26 protein-coding genes and 1 riboswitch are annotated in these 25,191 nt (G+C 72.5%); of the genes, 13 read left to right on the top strand and 13 right to left on the bottom strand.

Translation table 11 applies throughout. The features are described from left to right. Positions 1-75: 75 nt before the first annotated feature. A complete protein-coding gene (locus tag ACFZBD_RS09675; RefSeq protein WP_391138292.1) occupies positions 76-1,356 on the bottom strand; it encodes an adenosylmethionine--8-amino-7-oxononanoate transaminase in 1,281 nt (426 codons plus the stop codon). Further along, entirely contained in the window at positions 1,349-2,647 is a 1,299-nt protein-coding gene (gene bioB / locus ACFZBD_RS09670) for a biotin synthase BioB (protein ID WP_391138289.1), read from the bottom strand. The genes ACFZBD_RS09675 and bioB overlap by 8 nt, the downstream gene beginning before the upstream one ends. A gap of 144 nt (positions 2,648-2,791) precedes the next feature. On the opposite strand from bioB, the gene ACFZBD_RS09665 reads away from it, so the two are divergent. Together ACFZBD_RS09665 and ACFZBD_RS09660 are read left to right on the top strand one after the other, a co-directional pair. Further along, on the top strand, positions 2,792-3,973 hold the full coding sequence (locus ACFZBD_RS09665) for an aminotransferase class I/II-fold pyridoxal phosphate-dependent enzyme (protein ID WP_391138286.1): 1,182 nt from the start codon (positions 2,792-2,794) through the stop codon (positions 3,971-3,973). Positions 3,974-4,142: 169 nt separating this feature from the next. Further along, positions 4,143-4,595, top strand: a complete 453-nt coding sequence (locus ACFZBD_RS09660; RefSeq protein WP_391138283.1) for an ATP-binding protein — start codon at positions 4,143-4,145, stop codon at positions 4,593-4,595. A gap of 82 nt (positions 4,596-4,677) precedes the next feature. On the opposite strand, the gene ACFZBD_RS09655 is transcribed toward ACFZBD_RS09660, so the two are convergent. Continuing rightward, positions 4,678-5,154 (bottom strand): NlpC/P60 family protein, encoded by a 477-nt coding sequence (locus ACFZBD_RS09655; RefSeq protein WP_391138280.1) that lies wholly within the window; start codon positions 5,152-5,154, stop codon positions 4,678-4,680. Positions 5,155-5,157: 3 nt separating this feature from the next. Further along, positions 5,158-5,330: riboswitch (cyclic di-AMP (ydaO/yuaA leader) on the bottom strand. Positions 5,331-5,950: 620 nt separating this feature from the next. Beyond that, the gene (locus ACFZBD_RS09650) at positions 5,951-6,940 is read right to left on the bottom strand and encodes an ABC transporter permease (RefSeq protein ID WP_391138277.1); all 990 of its coding nucleotides are present in this window, start codon (positions 6,938-6,940) and stop codon (positions 5,951-5,953) included. A 106-nt stretch (positions 6,941-7,046) separates the two neighbouring features. Here ACFZBD_RS09650 and ACFZBD_RS09645 point away from each other — a divergent pair, with 106 nt between their 5' ends. The 8 genes from ACFZBD_RS09645 to ACFZBD_RS09610 all read left to right on the top strand — a co-directional run bounded on the left by ACFZBD_RS09645 (position 7,047) and on the right by ACFZBD_RS09610 (position 14,038). Further along, a complete protein-coding gene (locus tag ACFZBD_RS09645; RefSeq protein ID WP_391138274.1) occupies positions 7,047-7,667 on the top strand; it encodes a TetR family transcriptional regulator in 621 nt (206 codons plus the stop codon). Positions 7,668-7,807: 140 nt separating this feature from the next. After that, complete coding sequence (locus ACFZBD_RS09640) at positions 7,808-8,110, top strand: urease subunit gamma (protein ID WP_391138270.1); 303 nt, start codon at positions 7,808-7,810, stop codon at positions 8,108-8,110. A 16-nt stretch (positions 8,111-8,126) separates the two neighbouring features. Beyond that, entirely contained in the window at positions 8,127-8,456 is a 330-nt protein-coding gene (locus ACFZBD_RS09635) for an urease subunit beta (RefSeq protein WP_391138267.1), read from the top strand. After that, positions 8,449-10,170: an urease subunit alpha gene (locus ACFZBD_RS09630; RefSeq protein WP_391138264.1), complete on the top strand. Its 1,722-nt coding sequence runs from the start codon at positions 8,449-8,451 to the stop codon at positions 10,168-10,170. Before ACFZBD_RS09635 ends, ACFZBD_RS09630 begins: the two co-directional genes overlap by 8 nt. A gap of 16 nt (positions 10,171-10,186) precedes the next feature. Beyond that, positions 10,187-10,849, top strand: a complete 663-nt coding sequence (locus ACFZBD_RS09625) for an urease accessory UreF family protein (RefSeq protein ID WP_391138261.1) — start codon at positions 10,187-10,189, stop codon at positions 10,847-10,849. 27 nt (positions 10,850-10,876) lie between these two features. Next, positions 10,877-11,563, top strand: coding sequence for an urease accessory protein UreG (gene ureG, locus ACFZBD_RS09620; protein WP_391138258.1), 687 nt, complete (start codon positions 10,877-10,879; stop codon positions 11,561-11,563). Further along, positions 11,560-12,303, top strand: coding sequence for an urease accessory protein UreD (locus tag ACFZBD_RS09615; RefSeq protein WP_391138255.1), 744 nt, complete (start codon positions 11,560-11,562; stop codon positions 12,301-12,303). The genes ureG and ACFZBD_RS09615 overlap by 4 nt, the downstream gene beginning before the upstream one ends. A 199-nt stretch (positions 12,304-12,502) precedes the next feature. Beyond that, a complete protein-coding gene (locus ACFZBD_RS09610) occupies positions 12,503-14,038 on the top strand; it encodes an alpha/beta fold hydrolase (protein ID WP_391138574.1) in 1,536 nt (511 codons plus the stop codon). Between the two features lie 61 nt (positions 14,039-14,099). On the opposite strand, the gene ACFZBD_RS09605 is transcribed toward ACFZBD_RS09610, so the two are convergent. Together ACFZBD_RS09605 and ACFZBD_RS09600 are read right to left on the bottom strand one after the other, a co-directional pair. Continuing rightward, positions 14,100-15,137, bottom strand: coding sequence for an NAD-dependent epimerase/dehydratase family protein (locus ACFZBD_RS09605; RefSeq protein WP_391138252.1), 1,038 nt, complete (start codon positions 15,135-15,137; stop codon positions 14,100-14,102). Positions 15,138-15,201: 64 nt separating this feature from the next. Next, the gene (locus ACFZBD_RS09600; protein ID WP_391138249.1) at positions 15,202-15,924 is read right to left on the bottom strand and encodes a 1-acyl-sn-glycerol-3-phosphate acyltransferase; all 723 of its coding nucleotides are present in this window, start codon (positions 15,922-15,924) and stop codon (positions 15,202-15,204) included. Between the two features lie 84 nt (positions 15,925-16,008). On the opposite strand from ACFZBD_RS09600, the gene ACFZBD_RS09595 reads away from it, so the two are divergent. Further along, entirely contained in the window at positions 16,009-17,007 is a 999-nt protein-coding gene (locus ACFZBD_RS09595) for a DUF3048 domain-containing protein (protein WP_391138246.1), read from the top strand. A 49-nt stretch (positions 17,008-17,056) separates the two neighbouring features. On the opposite strand, the gene ACFZBD_RS09590 is transcribed toward ACFZBD_RS09595, so the two are convergent. The 5 genes from ACFZBD_RS09590 to ACFZBD_RS09570 all read right to left on the bottom strand — a co-directional run bounded on the left by ACFZBD_RS09590 (position 17,057) and on the right by ACFZBD_RS09570 (position 21,606). Next, positions 17,057-17,272, bottom strand: a complete 216-nt coding sequence (locus ACFZBD_RS09590; RefSeq protein WP_391138594.1) for a hypothetical protein — start codon at positions 17,270-17,272, stop codon at positions 17,057-17,059. A gap of 79 nt (positions 17,273-17,351) precedes the next feature. Then, positions 17,352-18,302, bottom strand: coding sequence for a cytochrome c oxidase assembly protein (locus ACFZBD_RS09585; protein WP_391138243.1), 951 nt, complete (start codon positions 18,300-18,302; stop codon positions 17,352-17,354). A gap of 104 nt (positions 18,303-18,406) precedes the next feature. Then, positions 18,407-19,432: an ATP-dependent 6-phosphofructokinase gene (locus tag ACFZBD_RS09580; RefSeq protein WP_391138240.1), complete on the bottom strand. Its 1,026-nt coding sequence runs from the start codon at positions 19,430-19,432 to the stop codon at positions 18,407-18,409. A gap of 178 nt (positions 19,433-19,610) precedes the next feature. Further along, the gene (locus ACFZBD_RS09575; RefSeq protein ID WP_391138237.1) at positions 19,611-20,339 is read right to left on the bottom strand and encodes a type 1 glutamine amidotransferase; all 729 of its coding nucleotides are present in this window, start codon (positions 20,337-20,339) and stop codon (positions 19,611-19,613) included. A gap of 19 nt (positions 20,340-20,358) precedes the next feature. Further along, positions 20,359-21,606 carry a MurT ligase domain-containing protein gene (locus tag ACFZBD_RS09570; protein WP_391138234.1) on the bottom strand — a complete coding sequence of 416 codons (1,248 nt, stop codon included), beginning with the start codon at positions 21,604-21,606 and terminating at the stop codon, positions 20,359-20,361. Positions 21,607-21,732: 126 nt separating this feature from the next. On the opposite strand from ACFZBD_RS09570, the gene def reads away from it, so the two are divergent. After that, positions 21,733-22,290, top strand: coding sequence for a peptide deformylase (gene def / locus ACFZBD_RS09565; protein ID WP_391138231.1), 558 nt, complete (start codon positions 21,733-21,735; stop codon positions 22,288-22,290). An 87-nt stretch (positions 22,291-22,377) separates the two neighbouring features. Here def and ACFZBD_RS09560 read toward each other — a convergent pair whose 3' ends face one another. Continuing rightward, a complete protein-coding gene (locus ACFZBD_RS09560) occupies positions 22,378-23,025 on the bottom strand; it encodes a TetR family transcriptional regulator (protein WP_391138228.1) in 648 nt (215 codons plus the stop codon). Positions 23,026-23,188: 163 nt separating this feature from the next. Here ACFZBD_RS09560 and ACFZBD_RS09555 point away from each other — a divergent pair, with 163 nt between their 5' ends. Next, complete coding sequence (locus tag ACFZBD_RS09555) at positions 23,189-24,418, top strand: acyl-CoA dehydrogenase family protein (protein WP_391138225.1); 1,230 nt, start codon at positions 23,189-23,191, stop codon at positions 24,416-24,418. Positions 24,419-24,657: 239 nt separating this feature from the next. Here ACFZBD_RS09555 and ACFZBD_RS09550 read toward each other — a convergent pair whose 3' ends face one another. Next, positions 24,658-25,125, bottom strand: a complete 468-nt coding sequence (locus tag ACFZBD_RS09550) for a VOC family protein (protein WP_391138222.1) — start codon at positions 25,123-25,125, stop codon at positions 24,658-24,660. Positions 25,126-25,191 lie beyond the last annotated feature (66 nt).

Below are 25,191 nucleotides of genomic sequence, written 5' to 3'. Positions count from 1 at the left end.
TTCAGAAGTACCGGCCGGGCGGGCCGCAGGGGCCGCGGGCGAGTGCCCCGCCGGCCCCTGCGAACGGCCGGCGGTTCAGCCCGCCGCCGCGGCCGCGCGCACCGCGTCGCAGATACGGGTCAGATCCTCGTCGCCGGTCACGAACGGCGGCATCACGTAGATCAGGTCGCGGAACGGCCGTATCCACACGCCCGCCCGCACCGCGGCCTCCGTGGCGGCCGCCATGTCGACCTCGTGGTCGAGCTGGACGACCCCGATCGCGCCGAGCACCCGCACGTCCCGGACGCCCGGCAGCGCGGCGGCCCCGGCCAGGCCCTCGCTCAGCCCCGCCTCGATCCGCTTGACCTCCACCGACCAGTCCTGCGACAGCAGCAGGTCGATCGAGGCCCGGGCCACCGCGGCGGCCAGCGGATTGCCCATGAAGGTCGGACCGTGCGCGAGCACCGGCACCTCGCCGCGCGAGATCCCCTCGGCCACCCGCGCCGTGCACAGCGTCGCCGCCATGGACAGATAGCCGCCGGTCAGCGCCTTGCCCACGCACATCACGTCGGGGGAGACGCCCGCGTGGTCCGCCGCGAACAGGGCGCCGGTCCTGCCGAACCCGGTCGCGATCTCGTCGAAGATCAGCAGGACGTCGTGCGCGTCGCACGCCTCGCGCAGCACCCGCAGGTATTCCGGGTCGTGGAAGCGCATGCCCCCGGCGCCCTGCACGACCGGCTCCACGATCACCGCGGCGACCTCGTCCGCGTGGCGCCCGATCTCCTCGCGCAGCAGCTCCGCGTACGACTCCTCGTACGCGGCCGGCGGCGGGCCGACGAAGACCTGGCGCTGCAGCACGCCGGACCAGAGCTCGTGCATCCCGCCCTCGGGATCGCAGACCGACATCGGGGTCCAGGTGTCGCCGTGGTAGCCGCCGCGCCAGGTGAGGAGCCGCTGCTTGCCGGGCCGCCCCACCGAGCGCCAGTACTGCAGGCACATCTTGGCGGCGACCTCGACGGCCACGGAGCCCGAGTCGCTGAGGAAGACGTGCCGCAGGGGCTCCGGCGTGATCTCGACGAGCCGGGTCGCGAGCCGGACGGCCGGCTCGTGGGTGAGGCCGCCGAACATGACGTGGCTCATCCGGTCCAGCTGGCCCCGCACCGCGTCGTTGAGCACCGGATGGTTGTAGCCGTGGATCGCCGACCACCACGAGGACATGCCGTCGATCAACTCGTCCCGGCCGTACGCCGGTTCGGCGAGCCGCAGCCGTACCCCGGAGGCGGACGCGACGACCAGCGGGTCCGTACGGCCCGGCATGGGACCGTACGGATGCCAGACGTGCGCCCGGTCCAGGGCCAGCAGGTCGCTCTCACGCATTCGGCGCGAGGTCCGTTCCGGCACCCCGGCGGCGGACCGCCACCAGGTCGGTACGCGCGTTCGACGCCTCGGCGGCACCGGCCCCGACCTCGACGCCGGCCGTGGGAACCTCGTCGGCCTCCGGCGCCGGAGCGCCGCCGCACGGACCGCAACCGCCACCCGCCCCGGCCTCGGCGTGCGAACCGCAACCCCCACCGCCGCCGGCTCCGGCGTGCGAGCCGCAGCCCCCGCCGGTCCCGGCCTCGGCGTGCGAGCCGCAGCCGCCCGACGCCTCGGCGAGCGCGTCGGCACGGTGCCGGGGCAGCGTCGTCGTGCCCGCGCCCTCGACCTCGAAGCCGGCGTCCGCGATCATGTCGAGGTCGGCCTGGCCCGCCTGGCCCTCGCTCGTCAGGTAGTCGCCGAGGAAGATCGAGTTCGCGATGTTCAGCGCGAGCGGCTGCATCGAGCGCAGGTGCACCTCGCGGCCGCCCGCGATCCGGACTTCCACGTCCGGGCAGACGAACCGCACCATCGCCAGGATCCGCAGACAGCGCTGCGGGGTGAGGTTCCACTCCTTCGCGAGCGGCGTGCCCTCGAACGGGATCAGGAAGTTCACCGGGACCGAGTCCGAGTCCAGCTCACGCAGCGCGTAGACGACGTCGACCAGGTCCTCGTCGCTCTCGCCCATGCCCGCGATCAGCCCCGAGCAGGCCGACAGACCCGCGTCGTGCGCCTTCCGCACGGTGTCGACGCGGTCCTGGTAGGTGTGGGTGGTCGTGATCTCGCCGTACGTCCCCTCGGACGTGTTCAGGTTGTGGTTGTACGCGTCGGCGCCCGCGGCCCGCAGCCGCTCCGCCTGGCCGTCGGAGAGCAGACCGAGGCACGCGCAGACCTCGACCCCCTCGTTCTGCTCCTTGATCGCCTCGATGGTCTTGCCGACCCGGTCCACGTCCCGGTCCGTCGGGCCGCGGCCGCTCGCCACCAGGCAGACCCGCTTCGCGCCGCCGGCCACACCGGCGGCGGCGGCCTGGGAGGCCTCGTCGGGCTTCAGCCAGGTGTACTTCAGGATCCCGGCGGTCGAGCCGAGCCGCTGGGAACAGTACGAACAGTCCTCCGGGCAGAGGCCGGACTTCAGATTGACCAGATAGTTGAGCTTCACCCGGCGCCCGAACCACTGACGGCGCACCTTGCCGGCCGCGGCCACCACATCGAGCAGTTCGTCGTCGGAGGTCGCCAGCACGGCGAGCGCTTCTTCACGGGTCGGCAGCTCGCGCCGCAGCCCCTTGTCCACCAGCGTGTTCAGCAGGTCCATAAGGGCTGATCCTGGCCTACGGCACGCCCCCCGGCCAAGGAGGAACCGAACAACAGCGCCGGATTGAGGTGTGTGGATGGCCACACTCTGACCTCGGCCACGGGCGGTTAGGGTCTGTGCGCTGCCTACAAAAGGATCTGGCCCATGCACCGGGACGCGCACACGCCGGACGAGGACCCGCGCCGGACTCCGTTCGACTGGACGGACACGGAGGCGCGCCGCCGCGCGGAGGCCGGTCTGGTGCGGACGCTGCGGCCGCGCGCCGCCGAGGCGGAGCCGCTCGACCTGGCGGGCAACGACTACCTCGGCCTGACCCGGCGCCCCGAGATCACCGAGGCCGCCGCCGAGGCCGCACGGCGCTGGGGCGCGGGCGCGACCGGCTCGCGCCTGGTCACCGGGACCACCCGGCTGCACACCACGCTCGAACGCGAACTCGCCGACTTCTGCGGTTTCGAGGCGGCCCTCGTCTTCTCCTCCGGCTACGCCGCCAACCTGGCCGCGCTGACCGCGCTCACCGCCCGGGACTCGCTGATCGTCTCCGACGCCGCGAACCACGCCTCGATCGTGGACGGCTGCCGCCTCTCCCGTGCCGAGACGGCCGTGGTCCCGCACGCCGACCCCGACTCCGTGCGCAAGACCCTCCAGGCCCATGACGGCCGCCGGGCCCTCGTGGTGACCGACTCGGTCTTCTCGGTGGACGGTGACCGGGCGCCGCTGCCCGAACTCGCCGCCGTCTGCCGCGCCCACGGCGCCGCGCTCGTCGTCGACGACGCCCACGGTCTGGGCGTGCTCGGTGCGGGAGGCCGCGGCGCGCTCCACGCCGCCGGACTGGCGGGTGACCCGGACGTGGTCGCCACCCTGACCCTGTCCAAGTCCCTCGGCAGCCAGGGCGGTGCCGTCCTCGGGCCCGCCCGGGTCATCGAGCACCTGGTCAACGCGGCCCGGACGTTCATCTTCGACACGGGCCTCGCCCCGGCCGCCGTGGGCGCCGCCCTCGCGAGCCTGCGCCTGATCCAGGGCGATCCCGCTCTCGCGGAGCGGGCGAGGACGGTCGCCACGACCTTGCACCGTCTGCTCACCGACGCCGGCCTGACCGCCGCACGCCCGGACGCGGCCGTGGTCTCGGTGCGGGCCCCGTCACCGGAGGCGGCGCTGCGATGGGCGGCGGACTGCCGCGAGGAGGGCCTGGCGGTGGGCTGTTTCCGGCCGCCGTCGGTGCCGGACGGCATCTCCCGGCTGCGGCTCACGGCGCGCGCGGATCTGGGTGACGACCGGATCGCCCAGGCGGTGGACACCATCGTCAGGACGGCCCCGCGCGCGGTGTAGGCCGCGCCCGGGCCGTCCCCGGCGGCCCCGCGACACGCCCGAGTTCACCGCTTCGGGGGACTGATATCTGCATATCTTGGGCGATCGGCCCCTATGGCGGCACGATCGGTGGCACGCTGACGCGACGTGCAGTCCGGGGCGTGCCCCCGGTGGGAAGGACAGCGTCGCCATGGCAGACCATCAGGAAGCATCCGTCACGCTGCCGAGCGATCCCGCCTCGGTGTCCGCCGCCCGCAGATACGTGGACGACGTCCTCCGGGGGTGGGGGCTCGAGGACGACAGCGACACCGGCGACACGGTCCGGCTGATCGTCTCGGAGCTGGCCACCAACGCCGTTCAGCACACCTTCGGGCAGTCGCCCACCTTCACCGTCGACGTCCGGCTGGAGCGCGAGGAGCGGTTGTACGTCGGGGTCACCGACAGCCACCCGCGCTGGCCGCGAAGACTCCCGGCCGCGGTCCAGCAGGACAACGGCCGGGGGATGGTGATCATCCGTTTCCTCGCGGCGGAGGCGGGTGGCCGGCTCTCGGTCACTCCGACCGACGAGGGCGGCAAGACGGTCTGGATCGACCTGCCCTGGGCGCTCCGGCGCCCGGTCTCGGCGCCGCTCGCGGGGACCTGACCGGGCGTCGGGCCGCGGCCCCCGGCTCCGCGGCCGGCAGGGCGCCCTCAGCCGGTCTCCGGCAGCGCGGTCGGACGACCCGTCAGCGGACCCTGCCGTAGTAGATCTTCGAGGACCAGATCTTGTCGAGCTTGACCCAGGAGCCGGTCTTGGGGGAGTGCCAGATCCTGTTCTGACCAGCGTAGATGCCCACGTGGTAGACCCTTCCCCCGGAGTGGAAGAAGACCAGGTCTCCGTGCTTCCTGCTGGAGGCGGAGATGTGCTTGGTCTTGTTGTACTGCTGCTGCGCCGTACGGGGCAGTGACTTGCCCGCCTTCTTGTACGAGTAGACCGTGAGCCCCGAGCAGTCGAACCGGCTGGGTCCGGACGCGCCGTACTTGTAGGGCGCTCCCTTCTTGGAGGCGGCGACGCTCAGGGCCTTGTTGGCGTGTGAGGTCGCGGCCTGGGCCTCTGGTGCGGCACCTGGTGCCAGCAGCGTGCCGCCGACGGCGGCGAGGGTGAGAGCCGAGACGGCTCCGGCCCGGGACAGCAGGGACGGGACATGAATCTGCGCGGTCATGCGCAACCCTTCGTCAGCCGCCTGTGAAGGATGACCTGTCGGGTTCGGGCAGGCGAAGATGCCCGGCCGCGGCTGCGGCTTCACCCCGAGGAACGGCCCACGTGCCCGGTCGTCCCGTGTTGCTCGGGTCCTCCACTCCTGCCGATCCACCTCTGTCGACCAGACGTCCGGGACAGCGGCAGGACTCGGCGTCCGCCCGGACCGCCCCGCCGTGGTGGCGGGGGCTTGTCGTCGTCACGGATCTTGACCCACATCCGGGGTGAAATCCGAGTTGAAACGGCGATATGTGAGGCTCCTCACGACTGACCCGTTCGGGTGGACAAGAAGGTTTCGTGATCTTCAGAGGTTTGCCCAAGGGGCCCCGCACCAGGGGTGGAACGCCTGATTCAGCCAGATGTGTACACCTGCCGTGCAACCCGCCCCGGTCATATGTGGATTCGTCGACTACGCCGAACGGGGGAGGGATTCTGCGCACCTCGTGGGCCGAGTGGACCTCGACACGACACGCGGGAATGTCAACTCGCCGGAGTCCTCGGAAGAGTGACCCGTTCCGCCCGCCGCTCGCCGTCCGAACGGTGACCCGTTCCGCCGGCCCCTCGCCGTCCAGCACGCGCAGCGCACGGGCCGGCGGGTCGGCGTGCACCTCGCTCTCGCCCGCAGGGGGAGCCGATCTGCAGCGAGATGCCCCTCGCGCCGGCCCCTTGGAACCGAGCCGCGTGCCCGCCCCTGCGCGCACGCGAAAGCCGCGTGCCCCCGTCCGCTACAGCGGGGGCACGCGGCCGTTTTCGTGGGGGCGTCAGCCCACCGGGGCCGGCTGCGGCGCCGGAGTGGTCTCCGGCTCGGTGGCCGGCCGGGTGCGGCGGCCGCCCAGGGCGACCGCGGCGAGGCCCAGCGCCGCCCAGACGCCGAGCACCAGGAGCGGTGAGCCCGCGCCCGCGCCGTCGAAGAAGGCGACCGACCGCAGCGCCGATCCGCCGGCGCCCGGCGGCAGCAGCTGACCGAGCGCCCCGGCGGGCGCCGGCAGCAGTTCGGGCGCGCTGGCCGCACCGGAGAACGGGTTGCCGAGCAGCACCATCAGCAGCGCCCCGAGGCCCAGGCCCGGCTTGCCGAAGAGGGCCGCGAGGCCGGCGAGCGTCGCGCCGATGGCGAGCACCGTCAGCCCGAGGACCCCCGCCTCGGCCCACCAGCTCCCGGTGAGCGCGCCCAGCCAGCTGTGGGCGAGCGTGGCCCCGACGATCCCGGCGAGTGCCGCGGCGCCGGCGAGGGCCAGGACCGCCCGCCCGCGGCGCAGGCCCAGGACCGTGGCGACGACGCCCGATGCCGCTCCGGCCAGGATGAGGGGGAACAGGCTAGAGCCGAACGCGCTGCCGCGCGGGTCGTCGGCCGGGGTGGGGACGACGTCGGTCACCTGGACGGGCGCGCCGGCGGGGAGCTGCGCGGTGACCGCCTCGCGCAGGAGCCCCGCGACGACCGGGCTCGCGGCGGACGCGGTCAGCAGCCGGGGCCCTTGCGGGGTCACGACCACCGCGCCGTATACGACCCGGTCCTCGATCGCCGTACGGGCGGCCTCCTCGGAGTCGTAACGGTGGACCTCGAAGGCGCCGTCGTGCTCGGCGAGGCGCTGTTCCAGCGGGGCGGTGGCGGTGGCGGGGCCGGCGACGCCGAGCGGCAGGTCGCGCGGGGCGAGACGCGCGGCCGGCCAGGCGAAGGCCCACAGGGCCAAGGCCGCGACGACCGGGATCAGCACCATCACCGCGACGGTCTTGCGGGTGCCGGTGGCAGACATGGCGACTTCCGTTCAAAGAGAAGGATCGTTCGTTTTTGGCTCTGGGCTCACTGTCCCTCCGGCGTGGCCGCTTGTCAAGAATGAATGTTCGTTTTAGATTCGGACCATGGCCCGCGTCTCTCAGGAACACCTCGACGCCCGCCGCCGTCAGATCCTCGACGGCGCCGCGCGCTGCTTCGCCCGCAACGGCTTCCACGCCACCTCCATGCAGGACGTCCTCAGTGAGGTGGGCCTCTCGGCCGGTGCCGTCTACCGCTACTTCCGAGGCAAGGAGGAGCTGATCGCCGCCATCGCGTCGGAGGCGTTCGACGGCATCCGCGGCGCGTTCGAGGAGGCGTCGCTGACCGTGCCGCCGCCCACCCCCGACGTCCTCCTCGGCCGGGTCCTGCGGATCTTCCTGGAGGAGCGCGTCGCGGGAGCGGACCGCCAGGCCTTCGCGCGGCTGATCATCCAGGTCTGGTCCGAGACGCTGCGCGACGAACGGCTCTACGCGACCCTCTCCGAGGGCTACCACGGCATGCGCCAGGCCTGGGCGCTGCTGGTCGAGGCCTACCGCGCCAACGGCCTCATGGCGGCGGACGTCCCCGCCGACCACGTGGCCCGCACCCTCATCGCCACCGCCCAGGGCTTCATCGCCCAGCAGGCCCTCTTCGGCGACGTAGAGGTCGGGGTCCTGCAGGACGGGCTGCGCGGACTGATGTCCATGGAGACGCAAAGCCCGAGTTAACGCGTCGGAAAAACTTCCGCCCTAACGTGCAATGTCTGACCCGGCAGCGCATCACCGCAGCTCAACAGAGTGTTGAAGATCGGTAAGGTCCGCTGCTGTCCGGGAGGGAACCGCCCGGTGGACGACTGTGAGGTGGAAGCGTGCAACTGACCCCGCACGAACAGGAACGACTGCTCATCCATGTGGCGGCGGACGTGGCCGAGAAGCGCAGAGCGCGCGGAGTGAGACTCAACCACCCCGAAGCGGTCGCCCTGATCACCTCGCACCTCCTCGAAGGCGCGCGCGACGGCCGAACGGTCGCCGAACTCATGGCCTCCGGACGCAAGGTGCTCACCCGCGACGACGTGATGGCCGGCATCCCGGAGATGATCCACGACGTCCAGGTCGAGGCCACCTTCCCGGACGGCACCAAACTCGTCACCGTCCACGACCCGATCGTGTGACCGGGGAGCGCCGCCGATGACCCCCGGAGAGATCCTGTACGCGGAGGGGACGGTCACCCTCAACGCAGGGCGCCCCGTCACCCGCCTCACCGTCCTCAACGCCGCCGACCGGCCCGTCCAGGTCGGCTCCCACTACCACTTCGCCGAGGCCAACCCCGGCCTCGACTTCGACCGCGCCGCCGCGCGCGGACAGCGGCTGCACATCGCCGCCGGCACCGCCGTGCGCTTCGAGCCCGGCATCCCCGTCGAGGTCGAACTCGTCCCGCTCGCGGGCCGCCGGGTCGTCCCCGGGCTGCGCGGCGAGACGGCCGGCCCGCTCGACCCGAAGGGCGCCGACCATGCCTGAGCTCCACCGCGCCGTCTACGCCGACCTGTTCGGCCCCACCACCGGCGACCGGATCCGGCTCGCCGACACCGACCTGCTGGTCGAGATCGAGGAGGACCGCTCCGGAGGCCCGGGCCGCGCGGGCGACGAAGCCGTGTTCGGCGGCGGCAAGGTCATCCGCGAGTCGATGGGGCAGGCCCGGACCACCCGCGCCGAAGGCGCGCCCGACACCGTCATCACCGGCGCGGTCGTCATCGACCACTGGGGCGTGGTCAAGGCCGACATCGGCATCCGCGACGGCCGGATCACCGGCATCGGCAAGGCCGGCAACCCCGACACCATGGACGGGGTCCACCCCGATCTCGTCATCGGCCCCGAGACCGAGATCATCGCCGGCAACGGGAAGATCCTCACGGCCGGCGCCGTCGACGCCCACGTCCACTTCATCTCGCCCACCCTCGTCGACCAGGCGCTCTCCTCCGGCATCACGACCCTCGTCGGCGGCGGCACGGGCCCGGCCGAGGGGACCAAGGCCACCACCATCACCCCCGGCCCCTGGCACCTCGCCCGGATGTTCGAGGCGCTCGACACCTTCCCGGTCAACATCGGACTGCTCGGCAAGGGCAACACCATGTCGCGGGAGGCCATGCACTCCCAACTCCGCGGCGGAGCGCTCGGGTTCAAGATCCACGAGGACTGGGGGGCGACCCCGGCCGTCATCGACGCCTGTCTGAGCGTCTGCGACGAGACCGGCGCCCAGCTCGCCATCCACACCGACACCCTGAACGAAGCCGGCTTCGTCGGCGACACGCTCGCCGCCATCGCGGGCCGCACCATCCACGCGTACCACACCGAGGGCGCGGGCGGCGGCCACGCGCCCGACATCATCAGCGTCGTCTCCGAGCCGTTCGTCCTGCCCAGCTCCACCAACCCCACCCGGCCCCACACCCTCAACACCGTCGAGGAACACCTCGACATGCTGATGGTCTGCCACCACCTCAACCCCGCCGTCCCCGAGGACCTCGCCTTCGCCGAGTCCCGCATCCGGCCCTCCACCATCGCCGCCGAGGACGTGCTGCACGACCTCGGCGCGATCTCGATCATCTCCTCCGACTCCCAGGCCATGGGCCGCATCGGAGAGGTCGTCCTGCGCACCTGGCAGACCGCGCACGTGATGAAGAAGCGTCGCGGCGCCCTGCCCGGTGACGGCCGCGCCGACAACCACCGGGTCCGTCGCTATGTCGCCAAGTACACGATCAATCCCGCCGTCGCCCAAGGCATGGACCACCTCATCGGCTCGGTCGAGACCGGCAAACTCGCCGACCTCGTCCTCTGGGACCCCGCGTTCTTCGGCGTGAAGCCTCAGACGGTCCTCAAGGGCGGCCAGATCGCGTACGCGCAGATGGGCGACGCCAACGCCTCCATCCCCACCCCCCAGCCGATCCTGCCCCGCCCGATGTTCGGCGCGCTCGGCAAGGCGGCCGCCGCCGGATCGGTCAACTTCGCCGCCCCCGCCGCCCTCGAGGACGACCTGCCCCGACGGCTCGGCGTCCACAAGGAGTTCGTCGCCATCGGCAGCACCCGCCGGGTCACCAAGGCCGACATGCGGGAGAACGACGCCCTGCCCCGCGTCGAGGTCGACGCCGACACCTTCACGGTCACGATCGACGGAGAGCCGGTCGAACCCGCGCCCGCCGCCGAACTCCCCATGGCCCAGCGCTACTTCCTCTTCTGACGAGTCACGAGAACCGATGAACCGCTCCGCACTCCTCGTGCTCGCCGACGGGCGCTTCCCCGCCGGCGGGCACGCCCACTCCGGCGGCGCCGAGGCCGCCGTCAAGGCCGGCCGGATCACCGACGCCGCCGGCCTCGCCGCGTTCTGCCGGGGCCGGCTGCACACCACCGGCCTCACCGCGGCGGCCCTCGCCGCCGCGGCCGCGCTCGGACACGACCCGCACGCCCTCGACGCCGCCGCCGACGCCCGCACCCCCTCGCCCGCGCTCCGGGCCGCCGCCCGCAAGCTCGGCCGGCAGATGATGCGGGCGGCACGCGCCACCTGGCCCTGCGCCGAACTCGACGCGCTGGCCACCGCGTTCCCACGCGGCGCCCACCAGCCCGTCGTCCTCGGCACCACCGCCCGCGCCGCCGGCCTCGGCCCCGAGGACGCCGCGCACTGCGTCGCGTACGAGACGGTCAGCGGCCCCGCCACCGCCGTCGTACGCCTCCTCGGCCTCGACCCCTTCCAGGCCACCGCCGTCCTCGCCCGCCTCGCCCCCGACCTGGACCGGGTCGCCGAGCGGGCCGTGGCCGCCGCCCACGAAGGCCCCGACGCCCTGCCCGCCGCCTCCGCGCCGCTGCTCGACATCACCGCCGAACAGCACGCCGCCTGGCCCGTCCGCCTCTTCGCCTCCTGACGACCGCTTCCTCACACCGGGAGAACCATGCACCTCGACCACGCGCACGCCGGCCCCTCCGCCGTCTCCGCCGATGCCCGCCGCCCCGACGGGACCCGGCGCGCCCTGCGTGTCGGACTCGGCGGCCCCGTCGGATCCGGCAAGACCGCCACCGTCGCCGCGCTCTGCCGCGCCCTGCGCGACCGGCTCTCCATCGCCGTCGTCACCAACGACATCTACACCCGCGAGGACGCCGAGTTCCTGCTGCGCCACGCGGTCCTGCCCCCGGAGCGCATCCAGGCCGTCGAGACCGGCGCCTGCCCGCACACCGCCATCCGCGACGACATCTCCGCCAACCTCGAAGCCGTCGAGGAGCTGGAGGACACCGTCGGCCCCCTCGACCTCATCCTCGTCGAATCCGGCGGCGACAACCTCACCGCCACCTTCTCCAAGGGCCTCGTCGACGCCCAGATCTTCGTGATCGACGTGGCGGGCGGCGACGACATCCCGCGCAAGGGCGGACCCGGTGTCACCACCGCCGACCTGCTCGTCGTCAACAAGACCGACCTCGCCCCCTACGTCGGCTCCGACCTGGCCCGTATGGCCCGCGACGCCAAGGAGCAGCGTGGCGACCTGCCCGTCGCCTTCACCTCGCTCACCGGTCCCGAGGGCGTCGCCCCGGTGGCCGACTGGGTGCGCGAGCGGCTCGACGCGTGGACAGCGCGGGCCGCATGAGCCTGCGCTCCACCGCCCGGATCGTCGCCGAGGCGGGGGGCAGGCTGCCGCTCCTGGAGAGCCACGGCCCCTTCGCCCTGCGCCGCACCCGCGCCGCCGGCACCCACACCAGGGTCACCGTCGTCGGCGCGATGAGCGCCCCGCTCGGCGGCGACCGGCTGGCGATCGAGGCCGACGTCCGCGACGGCGCCCGGCTGCTGGTCGACTCGGCCGCCGCGACCGTGGCGCTGCCCGGCCGGACCGCCGAACCCGCCGCGTACGACGTGCGGATCAGCGTCGGGGAAGGGGCCGTGCTGCACTGGCTCCCCGAGCAGCTGATCTCCGCCGCCGGCTCCGACCTGACGATGCGCACGACCGTCGAACTCGCCGCCACCGCACGCCTGGTGCTCCGCGAGGAGCAGATCCTCGGCCGCCACGGAGAGGAGCCCGGCACGCTCACCACCCGCCTCACCGTCCGACTCGCCGGGCGCCCCCTGCTGGACCAGGAGCTGGCGTACGGCCCCGGCGCCCCCGGCGGATGGGACGGGGGAGCGGTCCTCGCCGGACACCGGGCCACCGGGCAACTCCTCGTCGTCGACCCCGCGTTCGCGGTCGATCCGGTCCGTACGCGCCTGCTCGCCGACCACGCGGTCCTCGCCCCGCTCGCCGGCCCCGCCGCCCTGGTCACCGCCGTCGCCCCCGACGCGCTCCGGCTGCGCCGCACCCTGGACGACGTCCTCCGCGCCCTCGCCCCGCTCTGACCGACACCGACCCGCCGGCACCGCCCGGCGGAACCCGGCCATCGGTTATGCGTTCGGCAAAGAAACCGCAGTACGCCCTTTCGTCGCGCGCCCCCCTGACGAAAGGATCTCCGGACAGACCACCACCCACAGGGGGAGAGACCACGTGAGAAGCGCCACCGCGCTCGTGTCCGCCGGCACGCTCATAGCCGGCACGCTCATGGCGGGCGCGCTCGCCGCCCCGGCGGCCGCCGCCGACACCGGCCGCCCCGCCGCGCACCGGCCGTCCCTGGAGGCCCACGGCGTCTCCGTCGCCGCCGACCGGGCCGCGAAACGGGGCATCGACTGGCAGGACTGCCCCGCCGACTGGGGCCTGGAGAAACCCATCACCTGCGGCTGGGTCACCGTCCCGGTCGACTACGCCAAGCCGTACGGCAAGCAGATCAAGCTCGCCGTCGACCGCATCGGCGCCACCGGCACCGCCGCCGAGCGCCAGGGCGCGCTCCTCTACAACCCCGGCGGCCCCGGCGGCTCCGGTCTGCGCTTCCCGCGCCGCGTCACCACCAAGAGCGCCATCTGGGCGGGCGCGGCCAAGGCGTACGACTTCGTCGGCTTCGACCCCCGCGGCGTCGGCCGCTCCGCCCCCATCTCCTGCGTCGACCCGACCGAGTTCGTCAAGGGACCCAAGCCCGACCCGGTCCCGGACAGCGAGGCCGACAAGCGGGCGCAGCGCAAGCTCGCCGCGGAGTACGCCGCCGGCTGCGCGGAGAGGAGCGGCGACCTGCTGCCCCACCTCCACACCCGCAACACCGCCCGCGACCTCGACGTCATCCGCGCCGCGCTCGGCGAGCGGAAGCTGAACTTCGTCGGCGTCTCCTACGGCACCTACCTCGGAGCGGTCTACGGCACCCTCTTCCCGACCCACGTCCGCCGCATGGTCCTCGACAGCGTCGTCGACCCCTCCACCCGGAAGATCTGGTACCAGGTCAACCTCGACCAGGACGTCGCCTTCGAAGGCCGGCTCGTCGACTGGATGACCTGGGTCGCCCGCCACGACGCCACCTACCACCTCGGGGACACCTATACCGAGGTCCGCGGGCAGTGGAACACCCTGCGCGCCGCCGCCAAGAAGAACCCCCTCGGCGGGAAGGTCGGCCCGGCCGAACTCATCGGCTTCTTCCAGAACGCGCCGTACTACGACTCCATGTGGGCCCCGGTCGCCGAGGCGTGGAGCGCCTACGCCGCCGGAGACCCGCAGCCGCTGATCGACGCGGCCGCCGCGGACCTCACCGACACGGCCGGCAACATCGCCGCCGAGAACGGCAACGCCGTCTACACCGCCGTCGAGTGCGCCGACGCCCCCTGGCCGACCAGCTGGCGGACCTGGGACCGCGACAACACCCGCCTGCACGCGAAGTACCCGTTCATGACCTGGTCCAACGCCTGGATGAACCTGCCCTGCGCCACCTGGTCCGGCCCCCGCCAGCGCCCCACCGAGGTCCGTACGGGCAAGGGCCTGCCGCCGGTCCTCATCACGCAGGCCGAGCGCGACGCCGCCACCCCGTACGCCGGGGCGGTCTCGCTGCACAAGCGGTTCAAGGGCTCCCGGCTGATCACCGAGAAGGACGCCGGCTCCCACGGCATCACCAACCTGGTCAACGCCTGCCTCAACACCCGGGTCGAGGCCTATCTGCTGACCGGAGCGCTGGACCGGGCGGACGTGACCTGCGCCCCGCACGCCACGCCCCAGCCCTGAGGAGTGGCTTCGGCCGCTCCGTGACGGGGGAGGGGCGGCCGCCGGCGCGGCCGCCCCTCGCTCATGCCCGGGCGGCGAGCCAGGCGTCCTCGGCCGCGTAGTCGAACCAGTCCACCTGGTACTTCGCCAGACCAGGGAACGTCTCCCGCCAGTCCCGGCCCGCCACCCGGTCGGCCAGCCACCCGACCGTCGCCGGCAGCGAATCCGCGTACGACACCACCGGGCGGTACCCCAACTCCCGCTCCGCCGCCGTCATGTCGAACACGATCGGCTGCCCGCCCCCTGTCCACGGCGTGAGCCCGACCGTGCCCTCCGGCGGCCCGTCGAAGCACACCGTCTCGCTCTCGGCCCCCATCACCGCATCGATCGCGGCACCGATCTCCGCCACCGTCGGGGCCTGCGGATCCGCGGCGTTGAGCACCCGGCTGCCCGGCCGCGCCGCCGCCAGCCGGATCAGCTCGGCGAGATTGTCCACGTGCACCGGATGGAACCGCGAGGAGCCGTCGTACGACAGGATCCGCACCGGCCGCCCGTCCGCCGCCCGCTTCACGAACCACAGCTCCCGCGGCCCCGGGCAGTACATCCCGTGGACGGCGCCCGCCCGCAGCAGCGTCGTCGGCAGCTCCCCGCCCGCCGCGAGCAACTCCCGCTCCAGCGCCACCTTCCGCGAGCTGTACGAGTGGTCGGCCGGCGCGACCGTCGCACAGCTCTCGGGAATCGGCAGCGGGTAGACGGGGAAACCGCCCGGCTCGTCCTGGGTGTCGAAACTGCGCCCCTCCTCGTCCTCGTAGACAGCGCCGCTGGAGATCACCACCGCCGAGCCGATCCGGCCGGCGAGCCCCCGCAACTGCCCCCCGTGGCCGCGGTCGTAGGCGACGACGTCCACCAGCACGTCCACGCCGTCGCCGAGCGCCGAGGCGAGCGCCCCCTCCTCGTCCCGGTCGAAGGCCACCGACCGGACCTCCGCCGGCCACCTCTCGTCCCGGCCGCCGCCGCGCGAGGCCGCCGTCACCTCCCAGCCGTCCGCGACGAGCGCCCGCACGGCCGCTCGCCCCACCTGTCCCGTCGCTCCGACCACCAACGCGTTCTTCGTCGTCATGGCGGCGACGCTACGGCGGGAACGACCGCCGCCCCTGCCTCTTTCGCCGTGCGCGGATCCGCCCTCAGCGTCCTCGGCGGGGGAACTTCCGCGCCGGCCGTGCGTTCTTCTCCTCCTCCGCCGCCTTCACCGCGGCCGCGTAGTCGTCCACGTACTCCTGGCCGGAGAGCGCCAGGATCTCGTACATGATCTCGTCGGTGACCGCACGGATCGCGGCCTTCTCGCCCTCCATCCCGGCATAGCGCGAGAAGTCCATCGGCGCCCCGAAGCGGATGGTGACCCGCTTGACCTTCGGCACGACCTTGCCGGGCGGCTGGATCTCGAAGGTGCCCACCATGGCGCACGGCACCACCGGCACCCCGGCGGTGATCGCCATCACCGCGACCCCGACCTTGCCCTTGTAGAGCCGGCCGTCGTGCGAACGCGTCCCCTCGGGATAGATCCCCAGCAGCTCGCCCTTGGACAGCACCCCGAGCCCCTCGCGGATCGCCGCCTGCCCGGCCTGCTTGCCGGACCGGTCGACCGGGATCTGACCGGCGCTGCGGAAGAACGCCGCCGTCAGCCGCCCCTTGATCCCCGGCCCGGTGAAGTACTCCTGCTTGGCGAGGAACGTGATCCGGCGTTTGAGCACGACCGGCATCAGAAAGTGATCGGAGAACGACAGGTGGTTGCCGGCGATGATCGCCGCGCCCTCCTCCGGGACGTGTTCCAGCCCCTCGATGCGGGGCCGGAAGGCCAGCCGCAGCAGCGGACCCAGCAGAACGTACTTCAGTACGTGATAGAACACCGGCGGCCCCGTTTCGTAGTGGCAACGCTCATTTGTAACGACTCGCGCCATCGTGGTCCACACTGGAGACGGAGTGATGCACCGATGGCAGCCACGCGCCGACGCATACGTCCCGGCGCAGCCGTCACCGCCGTCCTGTGCGCGGTGATGACCGCCGGGTTGTACGGCTGCGCCGATTCCGGCCCCTCCGAGCCCGCCCCCTCCCGGACGCCCGCCACCTCCCCGGACGGCCGCTCGCCCTTCACCGGACTGCCCGCCCGGCCCGACGACCCGGTCCTCGCCGTGAAGATAGACAACGTCGGCCCGGCCCGGCCGCACACCGGCCTCGGCGCCGCCGACCTCGTCTACGTCGAGCAGGTGGAAGGCGGCCAGACCCGCCTCCTGGCCGTCTACTCCACACAGCTGCCCGACCGGGTGGGGCCGGTGCGCAGCGCCCGCGAGTCCGACATCGAGCTGCTCCGGCAGTTCGGCGCCCCCGCCCTCGCCTACTCCGGCTCGCACTCCGGCCTGAAACCGCCGCTCAGGGACGCCCCGCTCGACCTGCTGACACCGGAGACGGTCCCCGGCGCGTACGTCCGCGGAGCGGACAGGCCCGCTCCGCACAACCTCTACCTGCTGCCGGAGCGGGCCCTGGAAGCGGCGCCGGACGCCCAGCGCGCCGAGGACATCGGCCTCCGCTTCGGTCCCGCCCCGGCCGGCGGCGAGCCGGTGAACACGCACACCGCGCGCTTCCCGGCCGCCCGGTACACCTTCACGTGGTCCGCCGCCGACCAGGGCTGGCGGGTGGCGATGGACGGGACGCCGGCGCGCACCACCGACGGCGGCCCGCTCACGGCGACCAACGTGGTGGTGCAGCAGGTGAACGTCCGGGCGTCGACGTTCGAGGACTTCCTGGGCAGCGTCTCGCCGTACACCGAGACCGTCGGCAGCGGTTCCGCGCTCGTCCTGCGCGACGGACGCGGCCACGACGCCCGCTGGAGCCGCCCGGACGCGGCGTCCGGCACGGCGCTGACCACACCCGACGGGGCTCCGCTGAACCTCGCACCCGGCCGGACCTGGATCGTCCTCGTCCCGCGCGGCTGACCCGCTCACGCCCCGGGCCGGACCCGCCCGGACACCGGAGCCGCACCGGTCAGGGCTGGGGGCCCGGCCTGCTCGCCCTTCCGCGCCTGCGCCCGCGGGCCGTGGGCGCGGCGCTGTCCGCCGCCGCCATGCCGATCGTGACCATACCGAGCACCACCCAGCAGAACCACAGCCAGCCACTGCTGCCGAGCGCCACGGTGTACGCCGTCGTCAGCACCAGGGCCGCGACGGTGATCACGCTCATCGCCTTCGTGGGACCGGACATATGTCCGCCCTCCTCATGACGGGGCCGTCCTGCTCATCGTGACCCCTGAAGCGCCCCCCGCGCTACTCCCGCGCGCCCTCTACTGCCCGCGGGTCTGCAGGTAGGCGAGGTACGCGTTGTACGCCTCCAGCTCCTTGTCGCCGTTCCGGTCGGCGGCCCGGTCCTTGCGCACGGCCTGCCGCTGCTCGGAGTGGTACCACTGGTACACAAGCGCGATCAGCACCAGCACCGACGGGATCTCGCTGAAGGCCCACGCGATGCCGCCCGCCGCGTTCTGGTCGGCGAGCGCGTCGATGCCCAGCGAGGCCGGCGGATCGGCGTACGCCTTGACCATCGGCTCGCTCGCCATCATCAGGGCGATGCCGAAGAAGGCGTGGAACGGCATGCCGGCGAAGAGCTCCAGCATCCGCATCACATAGCCGGGGCGGTGCGGACCCGGGTCGACGCCCATGATCGGCCAGAAGAAGACCAGACCGACGGCGAGGAAGTGCACCATCATCGTGATGTGCCCGATCTTCGACCCCATCAGCGTGTCGAAGATCGGCGTGAAATAGAAGCCGTACAGGCTCGCGATGAAGAGCGGGATCGTGAACGCCGGGTGCGTGACGATCCGCATGTAGCGGCTGTGCAGCAGCATCAGCAGCAGCTCGCGCGGCCCCTTGCTGCCCCGCGCCGCGACCGGCAGCGCGCGCAGCGCCAGCGTCACCGGCGCGCCGAGCAGCAGCAGGATCGGCGAGAGCATGGAGACGACCATGTGCTGCACCATGTGCACGCTGAACATGACCATGCCGTAGTCGTTCAGCTTGGTGCACATCATCAGGGCCACGCTCAGCACGCCGGCCGTGAAGAACACCGTCCGGCTCACCGGCCAGTCGTCACCGCGCCGGCGCAGCCGCGCGACGCCCCAGCCGTACAGCGCGAGACCCACGAGGCAGGCGACGAGGAAGAACGGGTCCGCGGAGAACTCCAGCCCCCGTCCCAGCGTGAACGGCGGCAGATCCATGGAGGTGCCGTGCCCGCTGTGATCCATCTGTGTACTCCTGGAGCCCGATTCGCGCTTGTTGTCCGCACCAGACTAGAACCGCCCCCGTTCGCGGATGCGACCGGGGGCGGTTCGTCGGCGTGGGGCGGTGCTCAGAGCACGGTCTCTGCCTCGGCGTACCGGTCGGCCGGGACGGTCTTGAGGGTCTCCACGGCCTGGGCCAGCGGCACCATGTGGATGTCCGTGCCGCGCAGCGCGGTCAGCATGCCGAACTCGCCGCGGTGCGCGGCCTCCACCGCGTGCCAGCCGAAGCGGGTGGCGAGGACGCGGTCGTACGCGGTCGGCGTGCCGCCGCGCTGGACGTGACCGAGGATGACCGGCCGGGCCTCCTTGCCGAGGCGGCGCTCCAGCTCGACCGAGAGCTGGTTGGCGATGCCGGTGAAGCGCTCGTGCCCGTACTGGTCCTTGACGCCGACCTCGAAGCTCATCGAGCCCTCGCGCGGCTTGGCGCCCTCGGCGACGACCACGATCGCGAACCGCTTGCCCGCCTCGAAGCGCTCCCCGACCCGGGCGGTCAGCTCGTCGATGTCGAAGGGACGCTCGGGCACGACGATGGCGTGCGCGCCGGCGGCCATGCCGGAGTGGAGGGCGATCCAGCCGGTGTGGCGGCCCATGACCTCGACGATCAGCACCCGCTGGTGCGACTCGGCGGTGGTCTTCAGCCGGTCGAGGGCCTCGGTGGCCACGCCGACGGCGGTGTCGAAGCCGAAGGTGACGTCGGTCGAGGCGATGTCGTTGTCGATGGTCTTCGGGACGCCGACGATCGGCAGGCCGGCCTCGGAGAGGAGGTTGGCCGCCTTCAGCGTGCCCTCGCCGCCGATCGGGATGATCGCGTCGAGGCCCAGCTCGGCGACATGGCCGCGAGCGCGCTCGACGCCGTCGACCAGGTGCGCGGGCTGGACCCGGGAGGAGCCGAGGATCGTGCCGCCCCGGGCCAGGATGCCGCCCACCGCGTCGAGGTCCAGCTTGCGGTAGTCGGCCTCCAGGAGGCCCCTCCACCCGTCGTGGAAACCGATGACCTCGTCGCCGTGGTCGACGACGGCGCGGTGCACGACGGAACGGATGACGGCGTTCAGACCGGGGCAGTCGCCACCGGAGGTGAGCACACCAATGCGCATAGCCCGAAATAACCTTTGCAACGTGGGCCGACATCCGGACCACGTCGTCCGGTTGGATCCCCGCCACCCTATCGGTGCAGGGAGGCGGGGCCGCACCCGCTGTCCACGGATTGGACAGCCTCTTTACTTACGGATCCTTTGGGCGTAGGCGTGCTCAGACGTGCGCTCGGCCCGGGGGTCAGGCGGGCTGCGTCGCGGCGGCGATCCGCTCCGCGCGGAGCGCTTCGTACCACCGGTCGTCGGTGGGCGGCAGCGCGTTCACGTCGAGGGCCAGCTTCAGCAGCAGGTCCGCGATCTGCGGGTTGCGGGCCATGACCGGGCCGTGCATGTACGTACCGAAGACGGTGTCGTTGTACGCGCCCTCGGTGCCGTCGCCCGTGCCGTTGCCCTTGCCGAAGACGGTCCGGGCGAAGGGGCGGGCCGTCGGGCCCAGGTGCGTGATGCCCTGATGGTTCTCGAACCCCGTGAGCTGGGGGAGGTTGAGGCGGGGGTCGATGTCCGCGAGGACGTCGCCGACGCACCGCTCGCCCTCGCCGCGGGTGGAGATGACGTCGATCAGCCCCAGGCCGGGCTCGCGCTCGCCGAGGTCGTTGATGAACTCGTGGCCCAGGATCTGGTACCCGGCGCAGACCGAGAAGATGATCGCGCCGTTCGACGCCGCCCGGGACAGGCCGCCGTCGCGGCGCAGCCGCTCGGCCGCGAGGCGCTGCGGCCGGTCCTCGCCGCCGCCGATGAGGTAGATGTCGCCGGAGGTGGGCACCGGCTGGTCGCTGCGGACGTCGACGCGCTGGACGTCCAGACCGCGCTGGCGTGCGCGGCGCTCGACGACGAGGGCGTTGCCCTGGTCGCCGTAGGTGCTGAGCAGGTCCGGGTAGACCCAGACCAGGCGCAGGCTGCTGTCACTCATGCTGCAAGTCCTCTTCGGGTCAGTTGCCGACGCGGCGGCGGACGTCCTGGAACGCGGTGTAGTTGGCGATCAGCTCGATCTGTCCGGGCGGCGCCAGCTGGACGGCCTCGTCGATCGTCTCGCACACCCGGAAGTCCACGTTCGCGACCTCCAGGCGGACCGCGAGGTCGAGCTTGCGGTCGCCGATGACCATGATCGGGTGGCCGGCGAGCCGGCCGTAGTCCACGTCCCACAGCCAGGAGGTGTCCGTGCCGTCGGCGCCGCGGGCGTTGACGGAGAGGATCACCGGGGTCGGCGGCTGGTCGATGAGGGAAAACGTTTCGAGCCACCCGGCCGGATTCTTGGCGAGCAGCAGCCGCAGCTCGCGGCCCTGGAAGGTGACGACGTCGTAGCGGCCCGCCACGGCCTGCACCTGGTACATGCGCTCCAGGGCGACCTGCGGCGGCACGCCGAAGACGGCGGCGACGGCGGCCGAGGTGGCGGCGTTGGCCTTGTTGGCGCGGCCGGGAAGCTGGAGGTGGATCGGCCAGGCCGACCCGTGCGGGTCGAGCACGTGGTCGCCGTTGAGCGCCCAGCTCGGCGCGGGGCGGCGGAAACCGCACTCGCCGCAGAACCAGTCGTCGCCGGGACGCTGCATCACACCGCCGCAGGCGGGGCACGACCAGGCGTCGTCCTTCCACTCCTGGCCGGCGGCGACCCACACGACGTTGGGGGAGGAGGAGGCGGCCCACACGATCAGCGGGTCGTCGGCGTTGGCGATGACCACGGCCTTGGTGCCGGACAGCCCCTCGCGCCACTTCTCGGCGAGCATCCGGGTCTCCGCGGCGCGGTCGAGCTGGTCGCGGGAGAGGTTGAGCAGCGCGATCGCCTTGGGGGTGGTGTCCCGGGCGACTCCGGCGAGGTACTTCTCGTCGACCTCGATGACGCCGTACTTGGCGTCCGAGCCGCCGGCCAGCGCCGAGGTGATGCCGGCGGGCATGTTGGCGCCCAGCGCGTTGGAGACGACGGGACCGCTGGCCCGCAGCGCCTCGGCGATCAGCCGGGTGGTGGTGGTCTTGCCGTTGGTCGCGGACACCAGGACGACGTCCAGATGCTGCGCGAGCCGACCCAGCAGGTCCGGGTCGAGCCTCAGCGCCACCTTGCCGCCGATCACCGATCCGCTGCCGCGTCCCGCCGCGCGCGACACCGCCGCCGCGGCCTTGCCCGCCGTCACGGCCAGCTTGGCGCGTGGCGACAGCGGCTCTGGATTACCGGGGTGTCCTGACATCTTCCTTGTTCCTCCTTGCGTCGGTCCGGGCTCAGCCTATCGAGATCAGGCCAGCGACCCGAACCGCGGCACCGCCGGGACGCTTGCCGAAACAGCGAGGTCACAGCGGACCGTACCCTTACGTCCATGCGAAACCGGCCGATCCCCGGCAGTTCCGGCCACGTCCGAGGCATGAGCCTGCTGGGCGATCCGGTGCTGCACGCCCCCTGCGAACCCGTCACCGACTTCGGCCCCGAGCTGAGCCGACTGGTGGAGGACATGTTCGCCACGATGTACGCGGCCAACGGTGTGGGACTCGCGGCCAACCAGGTGGGCGTCGGCCTGCGGGTCTTCGTGTACGACTGCCCCGACGACGACGAGGTCCGCCACCTGGGGCACCTGGTGAACCCGCGGCTGGTGGAGGCGGACGGGGACGTGATCCGGGGTTCCGAGGGGTGCCTCTCGCTGCCCGGTCTGGAGGCGCCGACCCCGCGCTTCGACCGCACGGTCGTCGAGGGTGTCCGGCTGGACGGCACCCCGGTCCGCGTGGAGGGGACGGGCTTCTTCGCCCGCTGCCTCCAGCACGAGTGCGATCACCTGGAGGGCGGGGTCTACGCCGACCATGTCACGGGGTGGCGGAGGTCACGCCTCCTGCGGGCGATCCGCAAGGAGCCGTGGGGCTCGGGCGTGGGGGCGCTGGGCTAGGTCGTTTCGTTTGGATCATGCCGGGCTCGTGGGCCCTGGGGCGGGTCCGGAGCAGGGCCCGGCGGGCGCCGCCCGGCGCCGGCGAGGTCAGAAGCCGGGGCCGCCCGTGCGGTCGCCCGCCTCCGCCAGCCGGCCCCACAGCAGGTCGGCCATGCAGCGCACCAACTCGACGCGGCTGCAGGGGCGTTCGCCGAGCCACCAGTCGCCCGCCGCGTGCATCATGCCGACGATGCCGTGTCCCCAGATCCGGGCCTGCGCCTCGCCGCCGGGGCCGAGGTCGATCCGTTCGGCGATGACCTGGCCCAGCTCCTCTCCCATGCGCCGCAGCACCGGCGCCGAGTGGCGACCCACGTCGAAGCCCTGCTCGGCCTGCTGGGACTCCTCCGCCGGGTGCATGAGGAAGCGATAGACCTGCGGCATCGCCTCGATCGAGGCGAGGTACGTGTCGAGCGTCGCCTCCACGCGTTCGCGCCGGCCGGCCGGCGCGTCGAGCGCCGCCCGCAGCGCCGCGAGCAGCGCGTCCGTGTGCCGGGTGGCCAGGGCGCGGTAGAGGCCGCCCTTGTCGCCGAAGTGGCGGTACAGGATCGGCTTGGTGATGCCGGCCTCCGCCGCGATCGCGTTCATCGAGGCCTTGGGGCCGTCCCGGAGCACCACCCGGTCCGCCGCCTCCAGCAGTTCGCGGCGCCGCTGATCGGCCGGCTTCTGCTGTTCGGTGGTCCGGTGTGTGGTCTCCATAGCGTGTCTCCCCGCCCGTGCGAATTCCGTGAGGCTGTCGCAACGTAACACCAGTTCGGCGCCTCGTGCGGCGCGGGCCGGACGGCTTCTGTGCAGGTTGACAGCGCCTACTTGCCGGTAACAGACTGCCGTTACCGCAAGTAACGTAGTGCTGGGAGGGAACATGGCCGAGTTCACGCTCGAACTCAACGACGACCAGAAGCAGGTCCGTGACTGGCTGCACGGATTCGCCGAGAACGTGATGCGCCCCGCCGCCGCCGAGTGGGACGAGCGTGAGGAGACCCCCTGGCCGATCATCCAGGAAGCCGCCAAAATCGGCATCTACTCGCTCGACTTCTACGCCCAGCAATTCTTCGACCCGACCGGACTCGGCATCCCGATGGCGATGGAAGAGCTCTTCTGGGGCGACGCCGGCATCGCCCTCTCTATCGTCGGCACCGGCCTCGCAGCCGTCGGCGTCCTCGCCAACGGCACCGAGGAACAGATCGGCACCTGGATCCCACAGATGTACGGCGACGCCGACGACGTCAAAGTCGCCGCCTTCTGCTCCTCCGAACCCGACGCCGGCTCGGACGTCGCCTCCCTGCGCACCCGCGCCGTCTACGACCAAGCCAAAGACGAATGGGTCCTCAACGGCACCAAGACCTGGGCGACCAACGGCGGCATAGCCAACGTCCACGTCGTGGTGGCCGCCGTCGACCCCGCCCTCGGCTCCAAGGGCCACGCCTCCTTCATCGTGCCGCCCCACACCCCCGGCCTCTCACAGGGCCAGAAATTCCAGAAACACGGCATCCGCGCCTCCCACACCGCCGAAGTCGTCCTGGAAAACGTCCGCATCCCCGGCCACTGCCTCCTCGGCGGCAAGGAAAAGCTCGACGAACGCCTGGCCCGCGCCCGCGAGAAGGCCAAGGCAGGCGGCGGCGAAAGAGTCAAAAACGCCGCCATGGCCACCTTCGAAGCCTCCCGCCCCGCCGTCGGCGCCATGGCCGTCGGCACCGCACGCGCGGCCTACGAAGTCGCCCTGGACTACGCCAAAACCCGCGAGCAGTTCGGCCGCCCGATCATCGACAACCAGGGCATCGCCTTCCAACTCGCCGACATGCGCACCCAGATCGACGCCGCCCGGCTACTCGTCTGGCGCGCCTCCTGGATGGCGACCGCCGGCAAACCCTTCACCTCCGCCGAAGGCTCCATGTCCAAGCTGTACGCCAGCGAGGTCGCCAAGAAGGTCACCGGCCAAGCCATCCAGATCCTCGGCGGCAACGGCTACACCCGCGAATACCCCGTCGAGCGCATGCACCGCGACGCCGCCATCTACACCATCTTCGAAGGCACCAGCGAGATCCAGCGCCTGGTCATCGCCCGCACCCTCTCCGGCATGCCGATCCGCTAGGCCGCCCCCTTTTTTTGTGGGCTCGGTTCGCCTCCGGGGCGCTTCGTGCGGCTGTCGACAGTCGGACGTGCTCGGTCCCTCGTACCTCGGGACCTGCGCGCGACCTCACTTTCGACAGCCGCGCGCCCCTTCGGCTCACTCGCCGAACGCCCCAAGCCGGCCCTGGCACGCTCACCCGAACCGGCCCGGACCTGCGCGCGCCCCTTCGGCTCACTCGCAGAACGCCCCAAGCCGGCCCGTCACACCACGCAGAACTCGTTGCCCTCCGGGTCCTGGAGCACCACCGCGTAATAGTCCATCCCCTCCGGCTCGTCCATCGCGTACAGCACCGACGCGCCCAGCGCCGTCAGCCGTGCCACCTCCCCGTCCACCCGCTCCCGGCGCGTCGCCAGCGGCACGGCCCGGCCGCCGCCCACCTTCAGATCGAGGTGCACGCGGTTCTTCACCGTCTTCGGCTCGGGCACGTGCTGGAACCAGACCCGCGGGCCGACCCCCTTGGGGTCCACGATCGACTCGGGCAGGTCCCCGGCGCCGTCCGGCAGCTCCTCCTCCGGCACACCGGTCGCCTCCCAGTACGCCCGCCAGCTCGCGTGCCCGGCCGGCGGCGGCTCCGGCACATAGCGCAGGGCCTGCGCCCAGAACGGCACGAGCCGCTGGGGCTCGGCGCAGTCGATGGTGAGCTGCAGGGTCATCTCGATCGGTTCCATGACGCGAGCGTCCCAGACGGCACTGACAACGCCCCCGGGCCACGCCCGCGAAGACGCCCCCGCGAC

This window comes from Streptomyces sp. NPDC008121 (assembly GCF_042957155.1).
Classification (GTDB): domain Bacteria; phylum Actinomycetota; class Actinomycetes; order Streptomycetales; family Streptomycetaceae; genus Streptomyces.
This window is presented reverse-complemented; position numbering and strand designations above follow the sequence as displayed.

Coding starts and splice junctions, on each gene's coding strand:
- ACFZBD_RS09655 (WP_391138280.1), bottom strand. CDS start 5,154: ATGACCGCGCAGATTCATGTCCCGTCCCTGCTGTCCCGGGCCGGAGCC.
- ACFZBD_RS09645 (WP_391138274.1), top strand. CDS start 7,047: ATGGCCCGCGTCTCTCAGGAACACCTCGACGCCCGCCGCCGTCAGATC.
- ACFZBD_RS09570 (WP_391138234.1), bottom strand. CDS start 21,606: ATGTCAGGACACCCCGGTAATCCAGAGCCGCTGTCGCCACGCGCCAAG.
- ACFZBD_RS09590 (WP_391138594.1), bottom strand. CDS start 17,272: ATGTCCGGTCCCACGAAGGCGATGAGCGTGATCACCGTCGCGGCCCTG.
- ACFZBD_RS09595 (WP_391138246.1), top strand. CDS start 16,009: ATGGCAGCCACGCGCCGACGCATACGTCCCGGCGCAGCCGTCACCGCC.
- ACFZBD_RS09665 (WP_391138286.1), top strand. CDS start 2,792: ATGCACCGGGACGCGCACACGCCGGACGAGGACCCGCGCCGGACTCCG.
- ureG (WP_391138258.1), top strand. CDS start 10,877: ATGCACCTCGACCACGCGCACGCCGGCCCCTCCGCCGTCTCCGCCGAT.
- ACFZBD_RS09580 (WP_391138240.1), bottom strand. CDS start 19,432: ATGCGCATTGGTGTGCTCACCTCCGGTGGCGACTGCCCCGGTCTGAAC.
- ACFZBD_RS09575 (WP_391138237.1), bottom strand. CDS start 20,339: ATGAGTGACAGCAGCCTGCGCCTGGTCTGGGTCTACCCGGACCTGCTC.
- bioB (WP_391138289.1), bottom strand. CDS start 2,647: ATGGACCTGCTGAACACGCTGGTGGACAAGGGGCTGCGGCGCGAGCTG.
- ACFZBD_RS09635 (WP_391138267.1), top strand. CDS start 8,127: ATGACCCCCGGAGAGATCCTGTACGCGGAGGGGACGGTCACCCTCAAC.
- ACFZBD_RS09615 (WP_391138255.1), top strand. CDS start 11,560: ATGAGCCTGCGCTCCACCGCCCGGATCGTCGCCGAGGCGGGGGGCAGG.
- ACFZBD_RS09625 (WP_391138261.1), top strand. CDS start 10,187: ATGAACCGCTCCGCACTCCTCGTGCTCGCCGACGGGCGCTTCCCCGCC.
- ACFZBD_RS09610 (WP_391138574.1), top strand. CDS start 12,503: ATGGCGGGCGCGCTCGCCGCCCCGGCGGCCGCCGCCGACACCGGCCGC.
- ACFZBD_RS09550 (WP_391138222.1), bottom strand. CDS start 25,125: ATGGAACCGATCGAGATGACCCTGCAGCTCACCATCGACTGCGCCGAG.
- ACFZBD_RS09585 (WP_391138243.1), bottom strand. CDS start 18,302: ATGGATCACAGCGGGCACGGCACCTCCATGGATCTGCCGCCGTTCACG.
- ACFZBD_RS09605 (WP_391138252.1), bottom strand. CDS start 15,137: ATGACGACGAAGAACGCGTTGGTGGTCGGAGCGACGGGACAGGTGGGG.
- def (WP_391138231.1), top strand. CDS start 21,733: ATGCGAAACCGGCCGATCCCCGGCAGTTCCGGCCACGTCCGAGGCATG.
- ACFZBD_RS09650 (WP_391138277.1), bottom strand. CDS start 6,940: ATGTCTGCCACCGGCACCCGCAAGACCGTCGCGGTGATGGTGCTGATC.
- ACFZBD_RS09555 (WP_391138225.1), top strand. CDS start 23,189: ATGGCCGAGTTCACGCTCGAACTCAACGACGACCAGAAGCAGGTCCGT.
- ACFZBD_RS09630 (WP_391138264.1), top strand. CDS start 8,449: ATGCCTGAGCTCCACCGCGCCGTCTACGCCGACCTGTTCGGCCCCACC.
- ACFZBD_RS09675 (WP_391138292.1), bottom strand. CDS start 1,356: ATGCGTGAGAGCGACCTGCTGGCCCTGGACCGGGCGCACGTCTGGCAT.
- ACFZBD_RS09660 (WP_391138283.1), top strand. CDS start 4,143: ATGGCAGACCATCAGGAAGCATCCGTCACGCTGCCGAGCGATCCCGCC.
- ACFZBD_RS09560 (WP_391138228.1), bottom strand. CDS start 23,025: ATGGAGACCACACACCGGACCACCGAACAGCAGAAGCCGGCCGATCAG.